The sequence below is a fragment of the Peribacillus sp. NJ4 genome, from assembly GCF_030348345.1.
GTDB lineage: Bacteria > Bacillota > Bacilli > Bacillales > DSM-1321 > Peribacillus.
Window position 1 is genome coordinate 1,301,033 of sequence record NZ_JAUCFQ010000001.1, and the last position, 16,668, is coordinate 1,317,700.

Here is a 16,668-nt window from a genome sequence, read left to right on the forward strand (position 1 = left end):
TATGTTTTTTCCGTGAGTTCACTTCTGACTTTATGTATGCAAAAAAGCGCAGTGCCATTGGCAATGCGCTCTTTTACATCAGGATGTCACTTCCTCTGAAGTCGCCTTTGCATGCTGGATATGACTCGCTATCCAGCCAATGATCGCTGCAGAAACGAGATAGGCAAGTAGGATCCAAATCTGCGTTCGCAAGTTTTCCCAGCCGCCTAATGAGATGACCTCTTGAAGCTCCTTTAGTGAGTGGGCCATTGGCAAAAATTGACCGATTTTCGTCAATAGCGACATGCCCAGTTCGCCTGGGAATGTTCCGCCGCAGGTAGCCAATTGGAATACGAGAAGGGTCACGGCCGCGAATTTGCCGATCACTCCGAATACGGTAACCAACATAAGAATGAACGTCATGAAGGTAAATGAAACGATGATGCTTGATAGAATGAATACAGGGATACTGGCCACATGTAAATGGAATCCAAGCAGTACGACTGCATCCACTAGAAGTGCCTGAATCATGCCGATTACATATACCAGCCCCAGTTTATTCGTGAAATGGACGGTTCCGGTAACCTTAAGATTCTGCCTGCGGCCAAGCGGCAAGATATTGGAAGCCATGATGCCGCCTACATAAAAGGCCAATGACAGAAAGTAAGGGGCAATCCCGGTTCCATAGTTAGGAACTTCCGACAGGTTGGATTGGACCAATTGCACGGGTTCAGAGAACATCGAGGTGGTCGAATCGTCGTACTGAAGACTGGCCGTTTTATCCGCAGCTTCATTTAGCTTGGAAGATAACTTGTTTGAACCCGTTTCCAATGAAGCCAGTCCGTCTTGAAGTTCCGTCGATCCGCTGGCTAGTCGGCTGCTGCCGTCAGCTAGTGAATCGATTCCGGTATTTAAAGTGGAAAAACCATTAGTCCATTTAGAGAATCCATTCCCGAATTCTTCAGACCCCTCGTTCAATTGCTTAGCACCCGAGGTAGCTTGTGCCATTTTATCACCAAAGGTTTTCATTCCCGATTGAATGGTGCCTTGGCCATCTGCCACTTTAGCTGCACCTTCGCCCAATTGCTTTTGTCCGGCATTTAAAGTGGTGGCTGCTTTTGATAAGCCTTCCGATAGGGCAAGGATTTGCTTGAAGTCTTGATCTTTCATTGCATCGGGATGACTTTTGATATAGGCATCCAATTGTCTCTTAAGAGTATTCGCTGTATCGGCAGCCTGTTCTTGCCCCTGCATCAATTTTGCATTTCCGGCTGCCCAGTTCTCAACACCCTGACTTACTTCATTCATCCCATTTTCCAATGAGCGATGTCCATCCGTTAGCTGCTTCATGCCGGAATACAAGTTCTGGGAACCTGATGTTAATCCTTCCGCACCATCAGCCAAGGCTTCTTGTCCATTCAAGAGCTTGGTGCTGCCTGATTGCAGCTTCTGGGCACCATCATTCAAATCCTGAATGCCATCAGTCAATTTCTCACTGCCGCTTTTCGCATCCGCCGTTCCAAGATGAATCTCTTCCGCTCCATCCCCGGCATCCGCCAAGCCTTTAGAAACGTCCTGGAATTTCGAAAGGATGCCTTCCGAATATACCTTTGTAATGCTTGCGTTGATTTTTGCAGTCATCTTTTCAACAGCAGTTGTGCTGATCTGTGAGGCAACGAAGTTCTTACCTGGATTGACCGTATATAAAAGTTTGGCCGTTTTCGGTTTTTCATCCATTAGTGTCGTGACATTTTCCGAAAAATCATCCGGAATCGTGACAACCATATAATAGGCACCTTCTTCAAGGCCTGTGTTAGCCTCCTCTGCCGAAACAAAGTGAAAGTCCAATTCTTTCTGCTTCTTCAATTGTTTAACGAAATCATCTCCAGCCTCGATTGGCCTATCGTCCATTTCCGAACCATTATCGAGATTGACCACCGCTACCGGGAGCTGATCCAACTTTCCATAAGGGTTCCAATATCCTGCCAAGAAGAAACCTGAGTAAATCAACGGAACGACCAAAAGGAAAATCAACGCGATTCTCCCGTGTTTATGTTTCCACATTGCTGTTATATCATGAAGTACAAGTTGTAAACCATTCATTATAGAGCCTGCCCTTTCTAACTAAATGAGATTATTTCATCATAAAGGCTTTTTAAAATACTGTATAATACATAAATGATTATGTAATAATAGATTTAAATCTATGTGAAAAGAGTGGGAAAATGGAAATTTTACAGCTGAAGTACTTTCAAACCGTAGCACGACTGGAACATATGACGAAGGCTGCAGAACAGCTTCAGATTGCACAGCCATCCCTCAGTAAAACCATATCCCGCCTAGAAGAGGATTTGGGAGTCGCACTCTTCGATAGGGAACACAGGAAAATCAGGCTCAATGCAGCCGGAAGAATATTCTTGAACCGGGTCGAACGGGCTTTCGCGGAACTGAAAGAAGGAAGGCGCGAAATAGAGGAATTAACAGATCAAGACCAAAAGAACATCACCTTGGCCGTTACCATTCCCAGGGTCCTGCCTGATCTATTGGGTACATTTTTATCTCAATACCCGGATGTCCGTTTTCAACAATTCCTAAAATCCATATCATCCATGAAACAGCTACTAATTGAAGGGGAAATCGATTATTGCATATCATCCGTTCCAATTGAAGGCCCCGAATTAAAGTGGGAACCGCTGATTACCGAAGAAATATATCTGATCGTGCCCCCCAATCACCGGCTGGCAGGCAGGGAAAGCATTCAACTCCATGAAGTGAAAGATGAACCATTCATAAGTATGAACACAGGCTTCGGATTTCGAAACCTAACCGACCAATTTTGCCTCGAAGCTGGATTTGTCCAGCACATCGCATTCGAAGGAGATGAACCTGCTGTCATCTCGGACCTTGTCAGGAAAGGATTGGGCGTCGCCTTCGTATCCGAATTGACATGGCTCCACCAGACCGGATCATTATCCCATAAAATCCGGATAACCGAGCCTGCCTGTCAAAGAACCATTGGGCTCGGCTGGTCAGAAAAACGCTACTTCACACCAGTAGCCAAGCAATTTCGTTTATTTGTCATGGATTACTTCGCTGCTGTCAACTCTGCTAGGCTGATGGATAAATAATGGGACAGAGGCAGGATTGACCGTTCGAAGGTCGAATTAATCGGATGAGGGCCGGAATAGAAGGGATGAAGGCCGAAATTAGTGGATCTAGGTCGAATAAATGGGTGAAGCATAAAAAGTATAATTTAATTATAGTGAACATAGTATTTTAGGAGGTTTTTATTAAATAGATCGGGTTCAAAATGACAAATCCGATCCTAGGAGATGAATGGAGATGGAAGTACGGGTTAATCAAATTGAGTTGAATGGCCTCACTTTTCAATATCGGGAGAGTGGGGAACGTTCCGCACCACCGCTTGTCGCCCTTCACGCGCTGGGGAAAAGTGCAGAATCATGGGATCAAGCGGCTGCCGTATTAGGGGAAAATTATCGCGTATTAGCTTTAGATCAACGGGGTCACGGTGGGAGTTCGAGAACTGATACATACAGTTTTGAATTGATGTGCGATGATTTGCTTCATTTTGCGGATGCTATGAATTTGGGAAGGTTTTCGTTAATGGGTCATTCCATGGGGGGAACGGTTTCCTATCTTTTCTCTCAAACTTATCCTTCGAGGATAGAAAGGTTGATTGTCGAAGACACGCCTCCTCCTTTTTCGGATAAACCAATCGAATTTCCTTCCAGACCTTCTGACCCCCTGCCGTTTGATTGGCACTTGGTGCCTTCGATTCTACAGCAACTGAATGAACCCAATCCCGAATGGTGGACGCGTCTTACGGAGATTACCATGCCAACTCTTGTTATTGGCGGTGGGGCGAGTCATATTCCCCAAAACAAATTACAGGAAGTTTCCGAGCTTATTCCGAATTGTGAATTGGTGACGATTGAGGACGCCGGGCACTTTGTGCATGATGATAATTTACCAGCTTTCTTAGCTGCCGTGAGAAGTTTTCTTATTTCGTGAATCCACCTACTTATAAGGCCCTTTTAATAGATAAATGATTAAATTCCATCCAAATAGCATTTTGAGGGAGGGCTGCCAATGCTGCCCTCTTATTTTTGCCTGGAATCTTTCAATGTTTGGTTTATTTTATAAACGGCGTTTACCGGCTTATTATTAATGATTTCCAGAAGCTGTTCAGCCATATAGTCAGCGCTGTATTTAAATCCAGTGTTGACCCATTCGATTATCATGCCTAAAACCGCGTAAGCTTGGTAACTGGAGGCAAGTTCTGTATTGATCTTTGGGTTCGGCCGATAATCTTCTAGGTCCTCTAAAGGGAGTTTCTTTAATTCATTACAAATCCTTTCTAGTAATTTTGGCCATGCATTCGACTTTAGAATGAGGGTATAAATGTTTGCATAGTTAGCTACGTGTTCAAATATTTTGATGACGGAAGCCGTCAGTTCATTGATGGTGAAAGTATCCACATCTTTATAAGGTTCCCGGTAAGATATGATCAAATCAGCTATGACATCCTCCATGACCTCTTCAAGCAGTTCCTCTTTGTACTGATAGTGTTTATAAAATGTACCCCGATTAAGATCGGCGATTCCTACAATGTCAGTGATCGATATCTCCCTGAAATCCTTATTTTGCATTAATGATATGAGGGATTCTTTTAAAGCCTTTTTGGATTTCCTGATCCTTCTATCAATCCCAGTGTTATTATTAGACATTTTCTTCACCCTTTGTTCGTTATTGTACTTTTGATAAACAATATAACTCTTTCTGTTCATTGTTCAACATCGAGGTCATCATTTGCTGATTGTATAAGCCTGCTGAAACTAATTATACTATAAGGGAAGGTAGTTAATGAACATCTGTACAATAAGTATCGCTTCACTAGAATGAATGGGGGAGTTTGAATGAAATTACAAGACAAGGTTGCAGTAGTGACTGGCGCAGCATCAGGCATGGGGAAACAAATTGCTATAGATTATGCTAGAGAAGGTGCTAAAGTCGTCGTATCGGATTTAAATCTCGATGGTGCGAATGCAACGGTAGAAGAAATAAAAGCGAATGGCGGAATGGCATTTGCCATTAAAACGAACGTAGCGGTAGAAGAAGATATTCAACATTTGATCGATACCACGGTCAGTACGTATGGTACGGTTGATATTTTGGTGAATAATGCGGGTATCATGGATGGCATGGAACCTGCCGGGGATATAGAGGATTCTGGATGGGATCGGATTTTTGCAATTAACACGACAAGCGTCATGCGTTCGACTAGAAAGGTTTTACCAATCTTTTTAGAAAAACAAAAAGGGGTCATCATAAATATTGCTTCTGCTGGCGGTTTATATGGTGCTCGAGCAGGCGCAGCATATACTGCCTCAAAACACGCAGTGGTCGGGTTCACAAAAAACACGGGCTTCATGTATGCAGATAAAGGCATTCGCTGCAATGCAATAGCACCAGGTGGAGTTGAAACCAATATTGGTTCTAGCATGACGAATATCAATAAGTTTGGCGCATCCCGCCAACAACTGGGTATGGCTATCAATCCACGCAATGGCAAACCTGAAGAAATCGCTAAAGTGGCTTTGTTCCTTGCTTCTGACGATTCCAGTTTTGTTAATGGTACTGTCATCACGGCAGATGCTGGCTGGAGTGCTTATTAAGCCGTATATTAAAAAGAGGATGGTCAAAAACTAGGAGACTATACATGCATTCCTGCCAATAAGCAGGGATGCATTTTTTTGAGTGGGTCATTGGCAGGTTCATTGGATGGGGATTTTGGTTAGTTAGACAATTTGCAAGAGGAAGGTTTCGACTTCATTCGGGAGTCCTGACATTGTCATTTCAATCGAACTGGATAAGTGGGGGCTGGATAGTTCAACTACTATCCAGTTTTTCTCAAAAAGAATTATGCTATCAATTGGATTTAAAAGATGAGTTGAACTCTGAAATCTTGGAAGCAAAATTGGTTCCCTGAAAAAATCCACTTTCCCTATTAAATTGGATCATTGAGTGATCCATCAGTTTGCTGCGTCCTCACAAACGATATATTATTTTGCGTGAGAATATTGAAGGACTTTCTGACGAACGTAATCAAGGTGCTTGTACATTTGGTTGAATGCTTCATGGGGATCATGTGCTGCAAGTGCCGCATAGATTGCTTTATGATATTTTACAGTCAATTCCCGTTCCCTGAATTGAATCAGGCTGTTTATTTTATTATGGGTAATCAATAAGGAATCGATCATCCCTTCGATAATGGGATTGTTCGCGCTTAAAGCAATGATTTTGTGGAATTCTTTATCAGCCTCTCCATAATCGTTGTCTTCACTATTGGCAATCGTGTCGATCGTAACTTGTAATTTCTCAAGTTGTTCGTCGGTGATCTTCTCGGCAGCCATTGTTACCAATCCCAATTCCAATGCCATTCGTGCTTCGATGATTGCTGGTAAATTATCGGTAGCCAGCGCCAGCATGACAGAGAATGGATGAGTTCCGATTTTATCGTTAAAAAAGGTTCCTTCACGCGTTTTCCGTGTTATGACACCCAGTGTGTCAAGTGCACTGAGCGCTTCCCGTAAAACCGGCCGGCTTACTTCAAGTTCTTTCATAAGTTCCATTTCAGGAGGCAGTTTGTCACCCGCTTTCATTTGTCCAGTGACGAGCAGATGCACAATTTGATCCACTACTTGTTGTGAAAGAGTGTTGCGATGTACCGATTGTACGCCTAATTTCTTTGACGATTCTTCCATTATGTAACCCCTTTTCTGTGACTTCCTATATGTAACCCTACTGTAAGACTAATTATATAATATAATAAACTTATTTGCATGTAGACCTATGTCCAAAAAAAGTAAAATGCGCCGCTCTTAAGAGAGTGACGCATGCATTCCTTTAAAAAATCATCTGACAAGGCAAGGTAATTTTGGATTGAACTTCCATCTGGAGACCAGGTATTGCATAGCGATTGAATCATCACGGGCACCAAGCCCTTTTTGTTTATAAAGCTGATGCGCCTTCTCGATTTGTTCCATATCCAATTCAATTCCAAGTCCGGGTTTGGAAGGAACATCCACCATTCCGCCGACAATTTTAAAAGGTTCTTTTGTTAAGCGTTGACCATCCTGCCAAATCCAATGGGTATCGATCGCAGTGATTTTGCCTGGCGCTGCTGCTGCAACGTGTGTAAACATGGCAAGTGAAATGTCAAAGTGATTATTGGAGTGGGATCCCCATGTCAATCCCCATTCGTTGCACATTTGAGCGACACGGACGGAGCCTTGCATCGTCCAAAAATGCGGATCGGCAAGAGGGATGTCCACGGATTGAAGTTGAATGGAATGCCCCATTTGCCTCCAGTCCGTTGCAATCATATTCGTTGCGGTGGGAAGACCCGTTGCGCGCCTGAATTCCGTCATGATCTCCCGGGCGGAAAAACCGTTTTCCGCTCCGCATGGATCTTCCGCATAAGCTAGAACATGATGCTGATCCCTGCAAAGCTTAATCGCATCCTCCAGCAGCCAGCCGCCATTTGGATCAAGGGTGATCCTGGCTTCAGGGAAGCGTTCCGCAAGTGCCGTCACCGCTTCGATTTCTTCTTCCCCGCGCAAAACCCCGCCTTTCAATTTAAAATCATTGAATCCATAGCGAGTGTGGGCAGCTTCTGCCAAGCGGACAATCGATTCTGGTGTCAGTGCTTCCTCATGACGGAGGCGGATCCAGTCATCTTCCGCTTCAGGTTCGCTTAAATAACCAAGATCTGTTTTATTACGGTCACCTACATAAAATAAGTAGCCCAGCATTTCTACCTTATCCCGTTGCTGTCCTTCGCCGAGAAGGGCTGCGACTGGAACGCCCAAGTATTGGCCAACTAAATCGAGAAGTGCCGCTTCCAATGCTGTTACGGCATGTATGGCAATACGGAGATCAAACGTTTGAAGGCCGCGCCCTCCTGCATCCCGGTCCGCAAATTGCTTACGGATGGTATTTAGAATGTTGTTGTATGTCCCGATGGACTGGCCGACAACCAATTGTTTGGCATCTTCGAGTGTCTGGCGAATTTTTTCGCCTCCAGGAACTTCACCTACCCCCGTATTACCCGCATTGTCTTTTAGAATGACAATGTTCCGGGTGAAATAAGGAGCATGGGCACCGCTCAAGTTCATAAGCATGCCGTCATGGCCCGCAACTGGAATGACGCTCATTTCTGAAATGACCGGTGTGCCGATTTTTACATTATCCTTAAGCAATTGATTGTTCATAATTTTTCCCCCTACTAGAATATTTAGTTGACTATGATTTTAACTCGACACGTTTAATTTCACCAACTAGGAATAAATAACTTAATATCGCGACAAGAGCATTAGCACATACGAAGACTAGCGCCCCATTGAATGACCCTGTCGTGGCAATGATATATCCGATGATAATCGGTGTTGTAATGCCTGCAATGTTACCGAATGTGTTGAAAAGCCCCCCGCTAACACCGGACATTTCTTTTGGTGAGGTATCGGCCACTACCGCCCAGCCGAGTGCCCCAAATCCTTTACCGAAAAACGCAAGCGCCATAACGAAAATAACTACCCATTCCGTATCTACATAGTTTGCAGCTACCAAGCTCATCGATAGAATCATCCCAACAACAATTGGCACTTTTCGGGCGACAGTCAATGAGAATCCCTTCCGTAACAAGAAATCCGAGAATGTCCCTCCGAGAATGCCGCCAAAGAATCCACAAATGGCTGGAAGGGAAGCGACGAATCCAACTTCAAGAATGGTCATGCCTCTTTCTTGCACAAGGTACACAGGAAACCATGTCAGGAAAAAGTACGTTAACGTTGTAATGCAATATTGTCCGAGATAAACACCCAGCAGCATACGGTTCGATAAAAGCTGCTTAATATGATTCCAGTTGACGCCTTTCTTTTCATCTTTATTTGTATTGGTTTGATCCATATTGATCAATGCGCCGCCTGCTTCGATATATTCAAGCTCAGCTTTGTTGATACGCGGATGTTCCTTTGGGCTATAAATCGTTTTCAGCCAGATGAAAGCAACGACGATTCCTAAAGCGCCCATAAAGAAGAAGACGTATTCCCAACCAAATTTATACGTAATGTAACCCATGATCGGTGCAAAGAGAACAGTTGCAAAATACTGGGCGGAATTGAACGTGGCAGCCGCGGTTCCGCGTTCATGGCTTGGGAACCAGGTAGCAACGATTCGGCTGTTGGCCGGGAAGGAAGGGGCTTCTGCCAATCCAACTAAAAAACGGAGTCCGAACAATACCATGACCGCTGTTCCGGCAGAACCGAAAAATCCGAGGAATCCTTGTAAAAGCGTAAAGGTAGACCATAGCATGATACTCCAAAAGTAAACTCTTTTTGAGCCAAAACGGTCTAAAAGCCATCCACCTGGAATTTGTCCAGCTACATAAGACCAAGCGAAAGCGGAGAAAACATAGCCCATCATGACTGAATCGAGACCAAGCTGACCAGACATGTCCGTACCCGCGATTGATAGCGTCGCACGATCCGCATAATTCAGGGCGGTGACCATAAAGAGCATAAAGACAATGAACCATCGTGTGCGTGTTTTTTTCTGTGCACTTGGCAGTATAGGAGAAGCTTGAAAAACTTTTTCTTCAGCGTTCATATACTCACTTCCTTAAACTTATTTTATTTTCTTGATACCGCTTACAATGTAGTTGCTTCCCCCTTTGCGAAAATTCTAACTATTTAGTTTTGTCCAATGGTAAGACAAATGAAATTGTTTGTCAATGTGTTTTTTGTAAATTCGTTTTTACATTTTAGCTCCTTAATTATCTATTTTTTTTGTATATATTAGAAGCGAAATTATTGAGGTTTGATTTGATTTTGCATTTTTCAGAAAATAAAAAATATACAATTGACCATTTGGTGTATTTGTCTTACAATAAAACAATAATACACAAGGAGGAATCGATAATGAATAAGATTCGCAAAGCACCTAAAGGGATCCTAGGTTTTCCTGTGGCTCCATTCACGACGAGTAATAAGCTTGATGAACAAGCACTCGCCCAAAATATCCAATTTTTATTAGATGAAGGCCTCGAGGCCATTTTCGTGGCATGTGCGGCAGCAGAGTATCCATCATTAAGTAAAGAGGAATATGAAGTGATGGTGGATGTGGCCGTATCCGTCACGGGTGGAAAAGTACCTGTCTACACAGGGGTAGGGGGGAATATTCAAACTTCCCTGGAACTTGCCAGAATATCAGCAGATAGAGGGGCGGATGGTTATTTAATATTGCCACCATATCTCGTTACTGGAGAACAGGCAGGTCTAGCGGCTTATTTCAAAGCCATCGCAGAGAGTACAGACTTAAATTCGATTGTATATCAGCGTGATAATGTTTCCCTTTCAATTTCAACTTTGGAAGCGCTTGCGGAGGTCCCTCAGGTGGTCGGCGTCAAAGATGGTCTAGGCAATATGGAGTTGAATGGACTGCTTACACAAACCTTCGGAAAACGTTTCGGCTGGCTGAACGGAATGCCGCTTGCGGAAGTTACCATGTCGGCCTATGTTCCACTTGGCTTTGACTCATACTCATCTGCGATATCCAATTACATCCCGCACATCTCACGAAAATTCTATAATGGTATTTTGAGTGGAGATCAAGAAACGGTCAATGAAATTTACCAACAGGTCATCATGCCAATCAACAACATTCGCCGTCAGCGAAAAGGGTATGCCGTTTCTCTCATTAAAGCAGGTATGGAGATCATGGGAATGCCGGTTGGGCAAACAGTCCGGTTACCGATTCTTCCGGTTGAAAAAGAACATTATGCAGAAATGCAAACGATATTAGAGAATGCCTTAGATCGTTTTCCAAAAGAAACAACCATCCAATCAATCTAATAAAGGCGGGATTATATATGATAACTACAGTTCAAACAAAAACGTATCTAAATTATATTAATGGTGAATGGGTTGCTTCCATTTCAAATGAAGTTGAAAAAAGTTTAAACCCGGCAGATAAACAGGCCATTGTCGGATATGTACAGAAATCTACAAAGGATGACTTGAACCTGGCTGTGGAAGCTGCAAAAAAGGCAAAAGATACGTGGCGCAAACTAGCTGGATCTGAGCGCGGGGAGTATCTATATAAAGTAGCTCAAGTTCTTGAAAAGCGGATTGATGAAATTGCTGAATGTGCAACACGGGAAATGGGAAAGACCTTTGCTGAAACAAAAGGGGAAACGGCACGCGGCATTGCGATCCTGAAATACTATGCAGGAGAAGGAATGCGTAAAGTGGGAGATGTCATTCCGTCTACGGACAGTTCAGCGCTTATGTTCACGACACGCGTCCCGCTTGGTGTAGTGGGTGTCATTACACCTTGGAACTTTCCAATCGCCATCCCAATCTGGAAGATGGCCCCTGCTCTTGTATATGGGAATACGATTGTGGTGAAGCCCGCAACCGAGACGGCCATCACTTGTGCGAAGATTATGGAGTGCTTTGAAGAAGCCGGTTTACCGACGGGTGTAATCAATATGGTCACAGGGCCTGGCAGTGTCATCGGGCAGGGCATCGCCGATCACGAAGATGTTAACGGGATTACCTTTACCGGCTCAAACGGCGTTGGTAAAAGGATTGGACAAGCGGCGTTAGCACGTGGAGCGAAATACCAGCTTGAAATGGGTGGGAAAAACCCGGTAATCGTAGCGGCGGATGCGGATCTTGATCTGGCTGTGGAAGCAGTCATTACAGGTGCGTTTCGTTCAACGGGGCAAAAGTGTACAGCGACAAGCCGTGTGATTGTTGCTGCTGAAGTCTATGAAGAGTTCAAGCGGAAGCTGGTGGAAGAAACGAAAGGCATTTCCATCGGGGATGGATTGGACAGCGGGACATGGATGGGGCCATGTGCTAGCGAAAATCAATTAAATACGGTACTTTCCTATATCGAAAAAGGAGTGGAAGAAGGCGCTACTCTTCTAATTGGCGGAAAGCGTGCTGAAGAAGGCCCTCAGGCAAATGGCTTTTATGTAGAGCCGACGATTTTTGATAACTGCACGTCAGATATGGCAATTGTACAGGAAGAAATTTTTGGTCCGGTGATTGCCTTATTGAAAGCTGATTCAGTGGAAGAAGCGCTGCAACTTGCGAACAGCGTGGAATACGGCCTTAGTGCTTCGATTTTTACAGCCAATATTAAACATTTGCTCTCATTTGTTAACGATATGGAAGCGGGATTGATCAGGGTCAACGCGGAAAGCGCAGGCGTTGAATTGCAGGCGCCATTTGGTGGCATGAAAAACTCCAGCTCCCACTCCAGGGAACAAGGGGAAGCGGCAAAAGAGTTTTTTACATCGATTAAAACGGTGTTTGTCAAATAAGGGGAAAAGAAGAAGTGTGTGTGTTACCATTTTATTAAACTGATATTATATCGGAAATGAAATGATAACTGGCCCGTGAATCTTTGTTAGCTTTCTTATAATGAAGGGAGTGGTGAAGTGGATACTAAAATGCAACTCACGGAGGTACCGCTTTATATTAAGGTAAATTCGATAGACAATGTCGCCATTGTGGTTAATACTGGGGGCTTGGATCAAGGAACCGTTTTCCCTTGTGGGCTAGAATTGAAAGAAAGAATACCACAAGGTCATAAAGTAGCTTTAATGGATATAGACAAGAATGAAGCCATCATCCGCTATGGAGAAGTTATCGGCCATGCAGCTGAATCAATCAGGAAGGGCAGTTGGATTGATGAGTCATTGGTGATACTGCCGGCATCCCCGGATTTAAAGGAATTAACGGTAGCCAATGATGTACCCAAAACTTTACCACAACTTGAAGGATATACATTTCAAGGATTTCGCAATGAGGATGGCAGTGTTGGAACTAAGAACATATTAGGCATTACAACTAGCGTTCAATGTGTAGTAGGCGTTCTGGATTTCGTGGTGAACCGCATAAAAAAAGAGATTCTCCCGAAGTATCCCAATGTTGAAGATGTTGTCGCTTTGAATCACAACTATGGCTGTGGAGTCGCAATCAATGCACCGGAAGCAGTTATTCCCATTCGCACGATTCAGAACCTGGCGAAACACCCAAATTTCGGCGGTGAAGCCTTGGTAGTTGGATTGGGCTGTGAAAAGCTTTCTCCAATGAGAATAAATCCAAGCGGAGACGACTCGGATATCATTTCACTTCAGGATCAGCAGGGATTTGCGGGAATGGTCCAATCCATCATGGAAATGGCTGAAGAACGATTAATGAAGTTGAACCGCAGGCAGCGCGAAACATGTCCAGTTTCCGAATTAGTCATCGGAACGCAATGCGGAGGAAGTGATGCATTCTCTGGTGTTACAGCTAACCCTGCAGTGGGATATGCTACAGATCTGTTAGTTAGAGCAGGGGCGACCGTTCTATTTTCTGAAGTCACGGAAGTACGGGATGCGATTCATTTATTGACGCCTCGTGCAGTGAATGAAGAAGTAGGGAAGGCTTTAATAAAGGAAATGGATTGGTATGATGACTACCTCGCATTAGGTGATGCCGATCGAAGTGCCAATCCGTCGCCAGGAAACAAAAAAGGCGGATTGGCCAATGTAGTGGAAAAATCATTAGGGTCCATTGCCAAATCAGGAGGCAGCCCTATATCTGGCGTACTGGCTCCTGGTGAAAAGGCTACGGAAAAAGGGCTGATTTTTGCAGCTACACCAGCTAGTGACTTTGTTTGCGGAACGTTACAGCTGGCTTCCGGCATCCATCTTCAAGTTTTTACAACCGGAAGAGGGACACCCTATAATCTGGCAATGGCTTCCGTCATCAAAGTTTCTACACGAAATACATTGGCCGAGCAATGGAAAGACTTGATTGATATAAATGCCGGAACTATCGCTACTGGAGAAGCAACCATAGAGGATGTTGGGTGGGAAATATTTCACCTTATATTGGAAGTGGCCAGCGGTAAAAAGAAAACCTGGGCAGAGCATTGGGGCCTGCATAATGATTTGGCATTATTCAATCCAGCTCCAATTACCTAATAATGATTTTCTGGACGGACTTCCTTATAAAAGAGGAAGTTTGTCCTTTTTTTTGTTATTCCTATTTTTAAAGCTATCATTATTTTTCCTCGAGAAAAGAGGAACGCCGAACTATTGGCAGAAGTTATACATGAATTTATGGTTGAACTAGATTAGTATTTCATCATGACGAAAAAGTGTGAAGATGAAGTACGTATTAGGAGGCATTGTATGATTACATTCAGGAATGCAACAGCAAAGGACTTAAGTGAAATAGTGAAGATGCTTGCGGACGATATATTGGGGAGGGAAAGAGAGCGCTATGAATATCCCCTTCCTGAAAGCTATCAAAAAGCATTTGAATCCATTGATTCAGATGAGAATAATGAATTGATCGTAGCATGTCTTGGTGAGGAAATCGTTGGGGTGCAACAAATCACGTTCACTCCTTATATTACCCATCAAGGCGGTTGGAGAGCTACGATTGAAGGGGTTCGGACGGCATCTTCAGAACGGGGGAAAGGAATAGGAAGCAAGTTGATCCAATATGCGATTGAGCGTGCAAAAGCGCGGGGCTGTCATATCATTCAGCTAACGACCGATAAAAATCGGGAAGAAGCGCTGCGTTTTTATGAACATTTAGGATTCAAAGCGACTCATGAAGGTTTGAAAATGAAGCTTTAATTCAACGTTTTTTGTCCTGTCATTGGGGAAGGTTGCTGCGGCAACCTTTTTTTGTGCACAACTATCGACTGGTATTATATGTAGAAATTATTTGTGAGATATTTATAGATGTGTAGGATCTATCTGGCAGAGATTTTGAACGTACAGAGTATCAAAAAATGAAAAATATAATCCATTTTGATGATGAGTTAGTTATTCATAATCTTTCTAGGTTTGGCCGTAATAAGGAAGAGATACTCAAAGAATGGAAATAAATCATGGAACTAGAATACAGCGTTAAATATGCCACAATAACGAGAATGACTATCCATAATAAAAAGAAGAAAATATTAATTTGTGTAATTGTACTACTGAGTAGTTGTGTTAATATTACTAATGTATGAAATTAGAAAGGTAGGAAATACATATGAAAAAAAGCATCATAGCTTCACTTGCACTTGCACTTGTTTTAAGTCTTTCAAGCTTCGGAGGTACTCAAAAAGCAGAGGCAGCAGATTGGTCAACTACAGGAAGTATTTGGACTACATATTATCATTCTGGTTCATTCTCCAATTACGTTTACCAACGTACTATGACAACTACTGTGTCAGACGAAATTTGGACTGCTGTAAATGCAAAGAGCTCTGCATCTGGAACATTCAAAGCAATTCTTCAAAAAAAGACTAGTGGCGTTTGGAAGAATTACCGTACAAAATATCCTGCTAAAAATGGCTATACAAGAATGGACTGGACAGGTGTTACCAAAGGCGCTACATACCGTATTAAATTCGAAAATGCAAGTTCTTCAAAAATAACTTATACATTTAACGTAATGCAATAATATTAATTCAATAAAAGCCTACATCCTTAATCGGGATGTAGGCTTTTATCGTTCTATTCACTTACTAATTTCATTTGCAAACCTATGAAAATGAAGCTTTAATTCAACGTTTCTTGTCCTGTCATTGGGGAAGGTTGCTGCGGCAACCTTTGCACAAACATTCGCTGGTATTATATGTTAAAATTATTCGTGAGATATTTATAGATGTGTAGGATCTATAAGACAATCATGAAAGGGTGTGCTCGATGGAAAACGAAGCATTTATTCAGAAGAGGTACGGTGTAATTAGTTTTATTTCATTCATCATCGGAATTATTTGCTTTTTTATTGTTTTTGTTACACCTATTGGAATTGCCAATATCGGGAGCCTGACTGGATATTATATAACATTTTTCCTTACGATTACCGGCATCGTCCTTTCTATCATAGGTATTTTGAAGAATACGGAGAAAAAAGTGATTCCTATTATCTCTTTGGTTTTTTCTTCGTCTTTCTTCATATTATGGGTTATCGTCATCACTTTGTTATTAACGGGTGAAATTGAATTTGCCCCGTAGACCAAATTGGATCTGACTAAAAAGGTGGTTTTTCAATGATAAGAGGTTTATATGAAGCACATTTACCGGTCCGTGATTTGAAACGGTCCATCGAATTCTATGAGGGACTAGGTTTACAGTTGGATCATAAGGTTGAAGACAACCTGGCTTTTCTATGGATTGAAAAGGATAAAAGTTGGTTGGGGCTTTGGGAAACGGAAAAAGTGGAGGTTGAGTATCATCCCTCTTTAAGGCATATAGCATTTCAAGTATCATTGGAAGATTTAAAGAGTTCAGTCGCATGGCTTGAAGATAGGGGCTATTCGCCAAGAGAGGCGTTCGGATTTCAACCAATTGAACCTTTCGTGATGCCTCACGGGGAAGATGCCCACGCTAAAATTCACTTTAATGATCCAGACGGCAACAGTTTGGAATTTATTAGTAAATTGGCAAATCCAAAAAAAATCACGAATCGTATGTATTTAAGTGAATGGGAACGGTTAAATGAATACAGAAGTGAAAAAAGCGAATGACAGTTGGGCGGATGTTTTAAGAATGAATCGCTTTAATATGCTTTATGTTAAAGCAGAATGGGGGATTTATAG

Annotated in this window: 16 protein-coding genes; 11 read left to right on the forward strand and 5 right to left on the reverse strand. The window is 42.9% G+C overall.

The features are described 5' to 3' along the window. Nucleotides 1-78 precede the first annotated feature (78 nt). Nucleotides 79-2,082 (reverse strand): YhgE/Pip domain-containing protein, encoded by a 2,004-nt coding sequence (locus tag QUF94_RS06515; protein WP_289315132.1) that lies wholly within the window; start codon nucleotides 2,080-2,082, stop codon nucleotides 79-81. A 122-nt stretch (nucleotides 2,083-2,204) separates the two neighbouring features. Between QUF94_RS06515 and QUF94_RS06520 the strand changes: the two genes are divergently transcribed. Beyond that, on the forward strand, nucleotides 2,205-3,107 hold the full coding sequence (locus tag QUF94_RS06520) for a LysR family transcriptional regulator (protein WP_289315133.1): 903 nt from the start codon (nucleotides 2,205-2,207) through the stop codon (nucleotides 3,105-3,107). A gap of 214 nt (nucleotides 3,108-3,321) precedes the next feature. Next, entirely contained in the window at nucleotides 3,322-4,011 is a 690-nt protein-coding gene (locus QUF94_RS06525; protein WP_289315134.1) for an alpha/beta fold hydrolase, read from the forward strand. Nucleotides 4,012-4,100: 89 nt separating this feature from the next. Here QUF94_RS06525 and QUF94_RS06530 read toward each other — a convergent pair whose 3' ends face one another. Further along, a complete protein-coding gene (locus tag QUF94_RS06530; RefSeq protein ID WP_289315135.1) occupies nucleotides 4,101-4,727 on the reverse strand; it encodes a TetR/AcrR family transcriptional regulator in 627 nt (208 codons plus the stop codon). Between the two features lie 189 nt (nucleotides 4,728-4,916). Between QUF94_RS06530 and QUF94_RS06535 the strand changes: the two genes are divergently transcribed. Further along, nucleotides 4,917-5,675, forward strand: a complete 759-nt coding sequence (locus QUF94_RS06535; RefSeq protein WP_289315136.1) for an SDR family oxidoreductase — start codon at nucleotides 4,917-4,919, stop codon at nucleotides 5,673-5,675. Nucleotides 5,676-5,848: 173 nt separating this feature from the next. Continuing rightward, nucleotides 5,849-5,989: a hypothetical protein gene (locus QUF94_RS06540; RefSeq protein WP_289315137.1), complete on the forward strand. Its 141-nt coding sequence runs from the start codon at nucleotides 5,849-5,851 to the stop codon at nucleotides 5,987-5,989. Between the two features lie 73 nt (nucleotides 5,990-6,062). On the opposite strand, the gene QUF94_RS06545 is transcribed toward QUF94_RS06540, so the two are convergent. From QUF94_RS06545 to QUF94_RS06555, 3 genes are all read right to left on the reverse strand, one after another. Beyond that, the gene (locus tag QUF94_RS06545; RefSeq protein WP_289315138.1) at nucleotides 6,063-6,764 is read right to left on the reverse strand and encodes a FadR/GntR family transcriptional regulator; all 702 of its coding nucleotides are present in this window, start codon (nucleotides 6,762-6,764) and stop codon (nucleotides 6,063-6,065) included. A 150-nt stretch (nucleotides 6,765-6,914) separates the two neighbouring features. Further along, nucleotides 6,915-8,273: a glucarate dehydratase gene (gudD, locus tag QUF94_RS06550; protein ID WP_289315139.1), complete on the reverse strand. Its 1,359-nt coding sequence runs from the start codon at nucleotides 8,271-8,273 to the stop codon at nucleotides 6,915-6,917. Nucleotides 8,274-8,304: 31 nt separating this feature from the next. Then, complete coding sequence (locus QUF94_RS06555; protein WP_289315140.1) at nucleotides 8,305-9,666, reverse strand: MFS transporter; 1,362 nt, start codon at nucleotides 9,664-9,666, stop codon at nucleotides 8,305-8,307. Between the two features lie 311 nt (nucleotides 9,667-9,977). Here QUF94_RS06555 and kdgD point away from each other — a divergent pair, with 311 nt between their 5' ends. From kdgD to QUF94_RS06590, 7 genes are all read left to right on the forward strand, one after another. Then, nucleotides 9,978-10,910, forward strand: a complete 933-nt coding sequence (kdgD, locus tag QUF94_RS06560; RefSeq protein ID WP_289315141.1) for a 5-dehydro-4-deoxyglucarate dehydratase — start codon at nucleotides 9,978-9,980, stop codon at nucleotides 10,908-10,910. 17 nt (nucleotides 10,911-10,927) lie between these two features. Then, nucleotides 10,928-12,391, forward strand: coding sequence for an alpha-ketoglutaric semialdehyde dehydrogenase GucD (gene gucD / locus QUF94_RS06565; protein WP_289315142.1), 1,464 nt, complete (start codon nucleotides 10,928-10,930; stop codon nucleotides 12,389-12,391). 129 nt (nucleotides 12,392-12,520) lie between these two features. Next, a complete protein-coding gene (garD, locus tag QUF94_RS06570) occupies nucleotides 12,521-14,044 on the forward strand; it encodes a galactarate dehydratase (RefSeq protein WP_483313680.1) in 1,524 nt (507 codons plus the stop codon). Between the two features lie 210 nt (nucleotides 14,045-14,254). Further along, nucleotides 14,255-14,707 carry a GNAT family N-acetyltransferase gene (locus QUF94_RS06575; protein WP_289315144.1) on the forward strand — a complete coding sequence of 151 codons (453 nt, stop codon included), beginning with the start codon at nucleotides 14,255-14,257 and terminating at the stop codon, nucleotides 14,705-14,707. Nucleotides 14,708-15,113: 406 nt separating this feature from the next. After that, nucleotides 15,114-15,527 (forward strand): hypothetical protein, encoded by a 414-nt coding sequence (locus QUF94_RS06580; RefSeq protein ID WP_289315145.1) that lies wholly within the window; start codon nucleotides 15,114-15,116, stop codon nucleotides 15,525-15,527. A gap of 245 nt (nucleotides 15,528-15,772) precedes the next feature. Further along, complete coding sequence (locus QUF94_RS06585) at nucleotides 15,773-16,084, forward strand: hypothetical protein (RefSeq protein WP_289315146.1); 312 nt, start codon at nucleotides 15,773-15,775, stop codon at nucleotides 16,082-16,084. A gap of 35 nt (nucleotides 16,085-16,119) precedes the next feature. Further along, nucleotides 16,120-16,596, forward strand: coding sequence for a VOC family protein (locus QUF94_RS06590; protein ID WP_289315147.1), 477 nt, complete (start codon nucleotides 16,120-16,122; stop codon nucleotides 16,594-16,596). The last annotated feature ends 72 nt before the right edge of the window (nucleotides 16,597-16,668 follow it).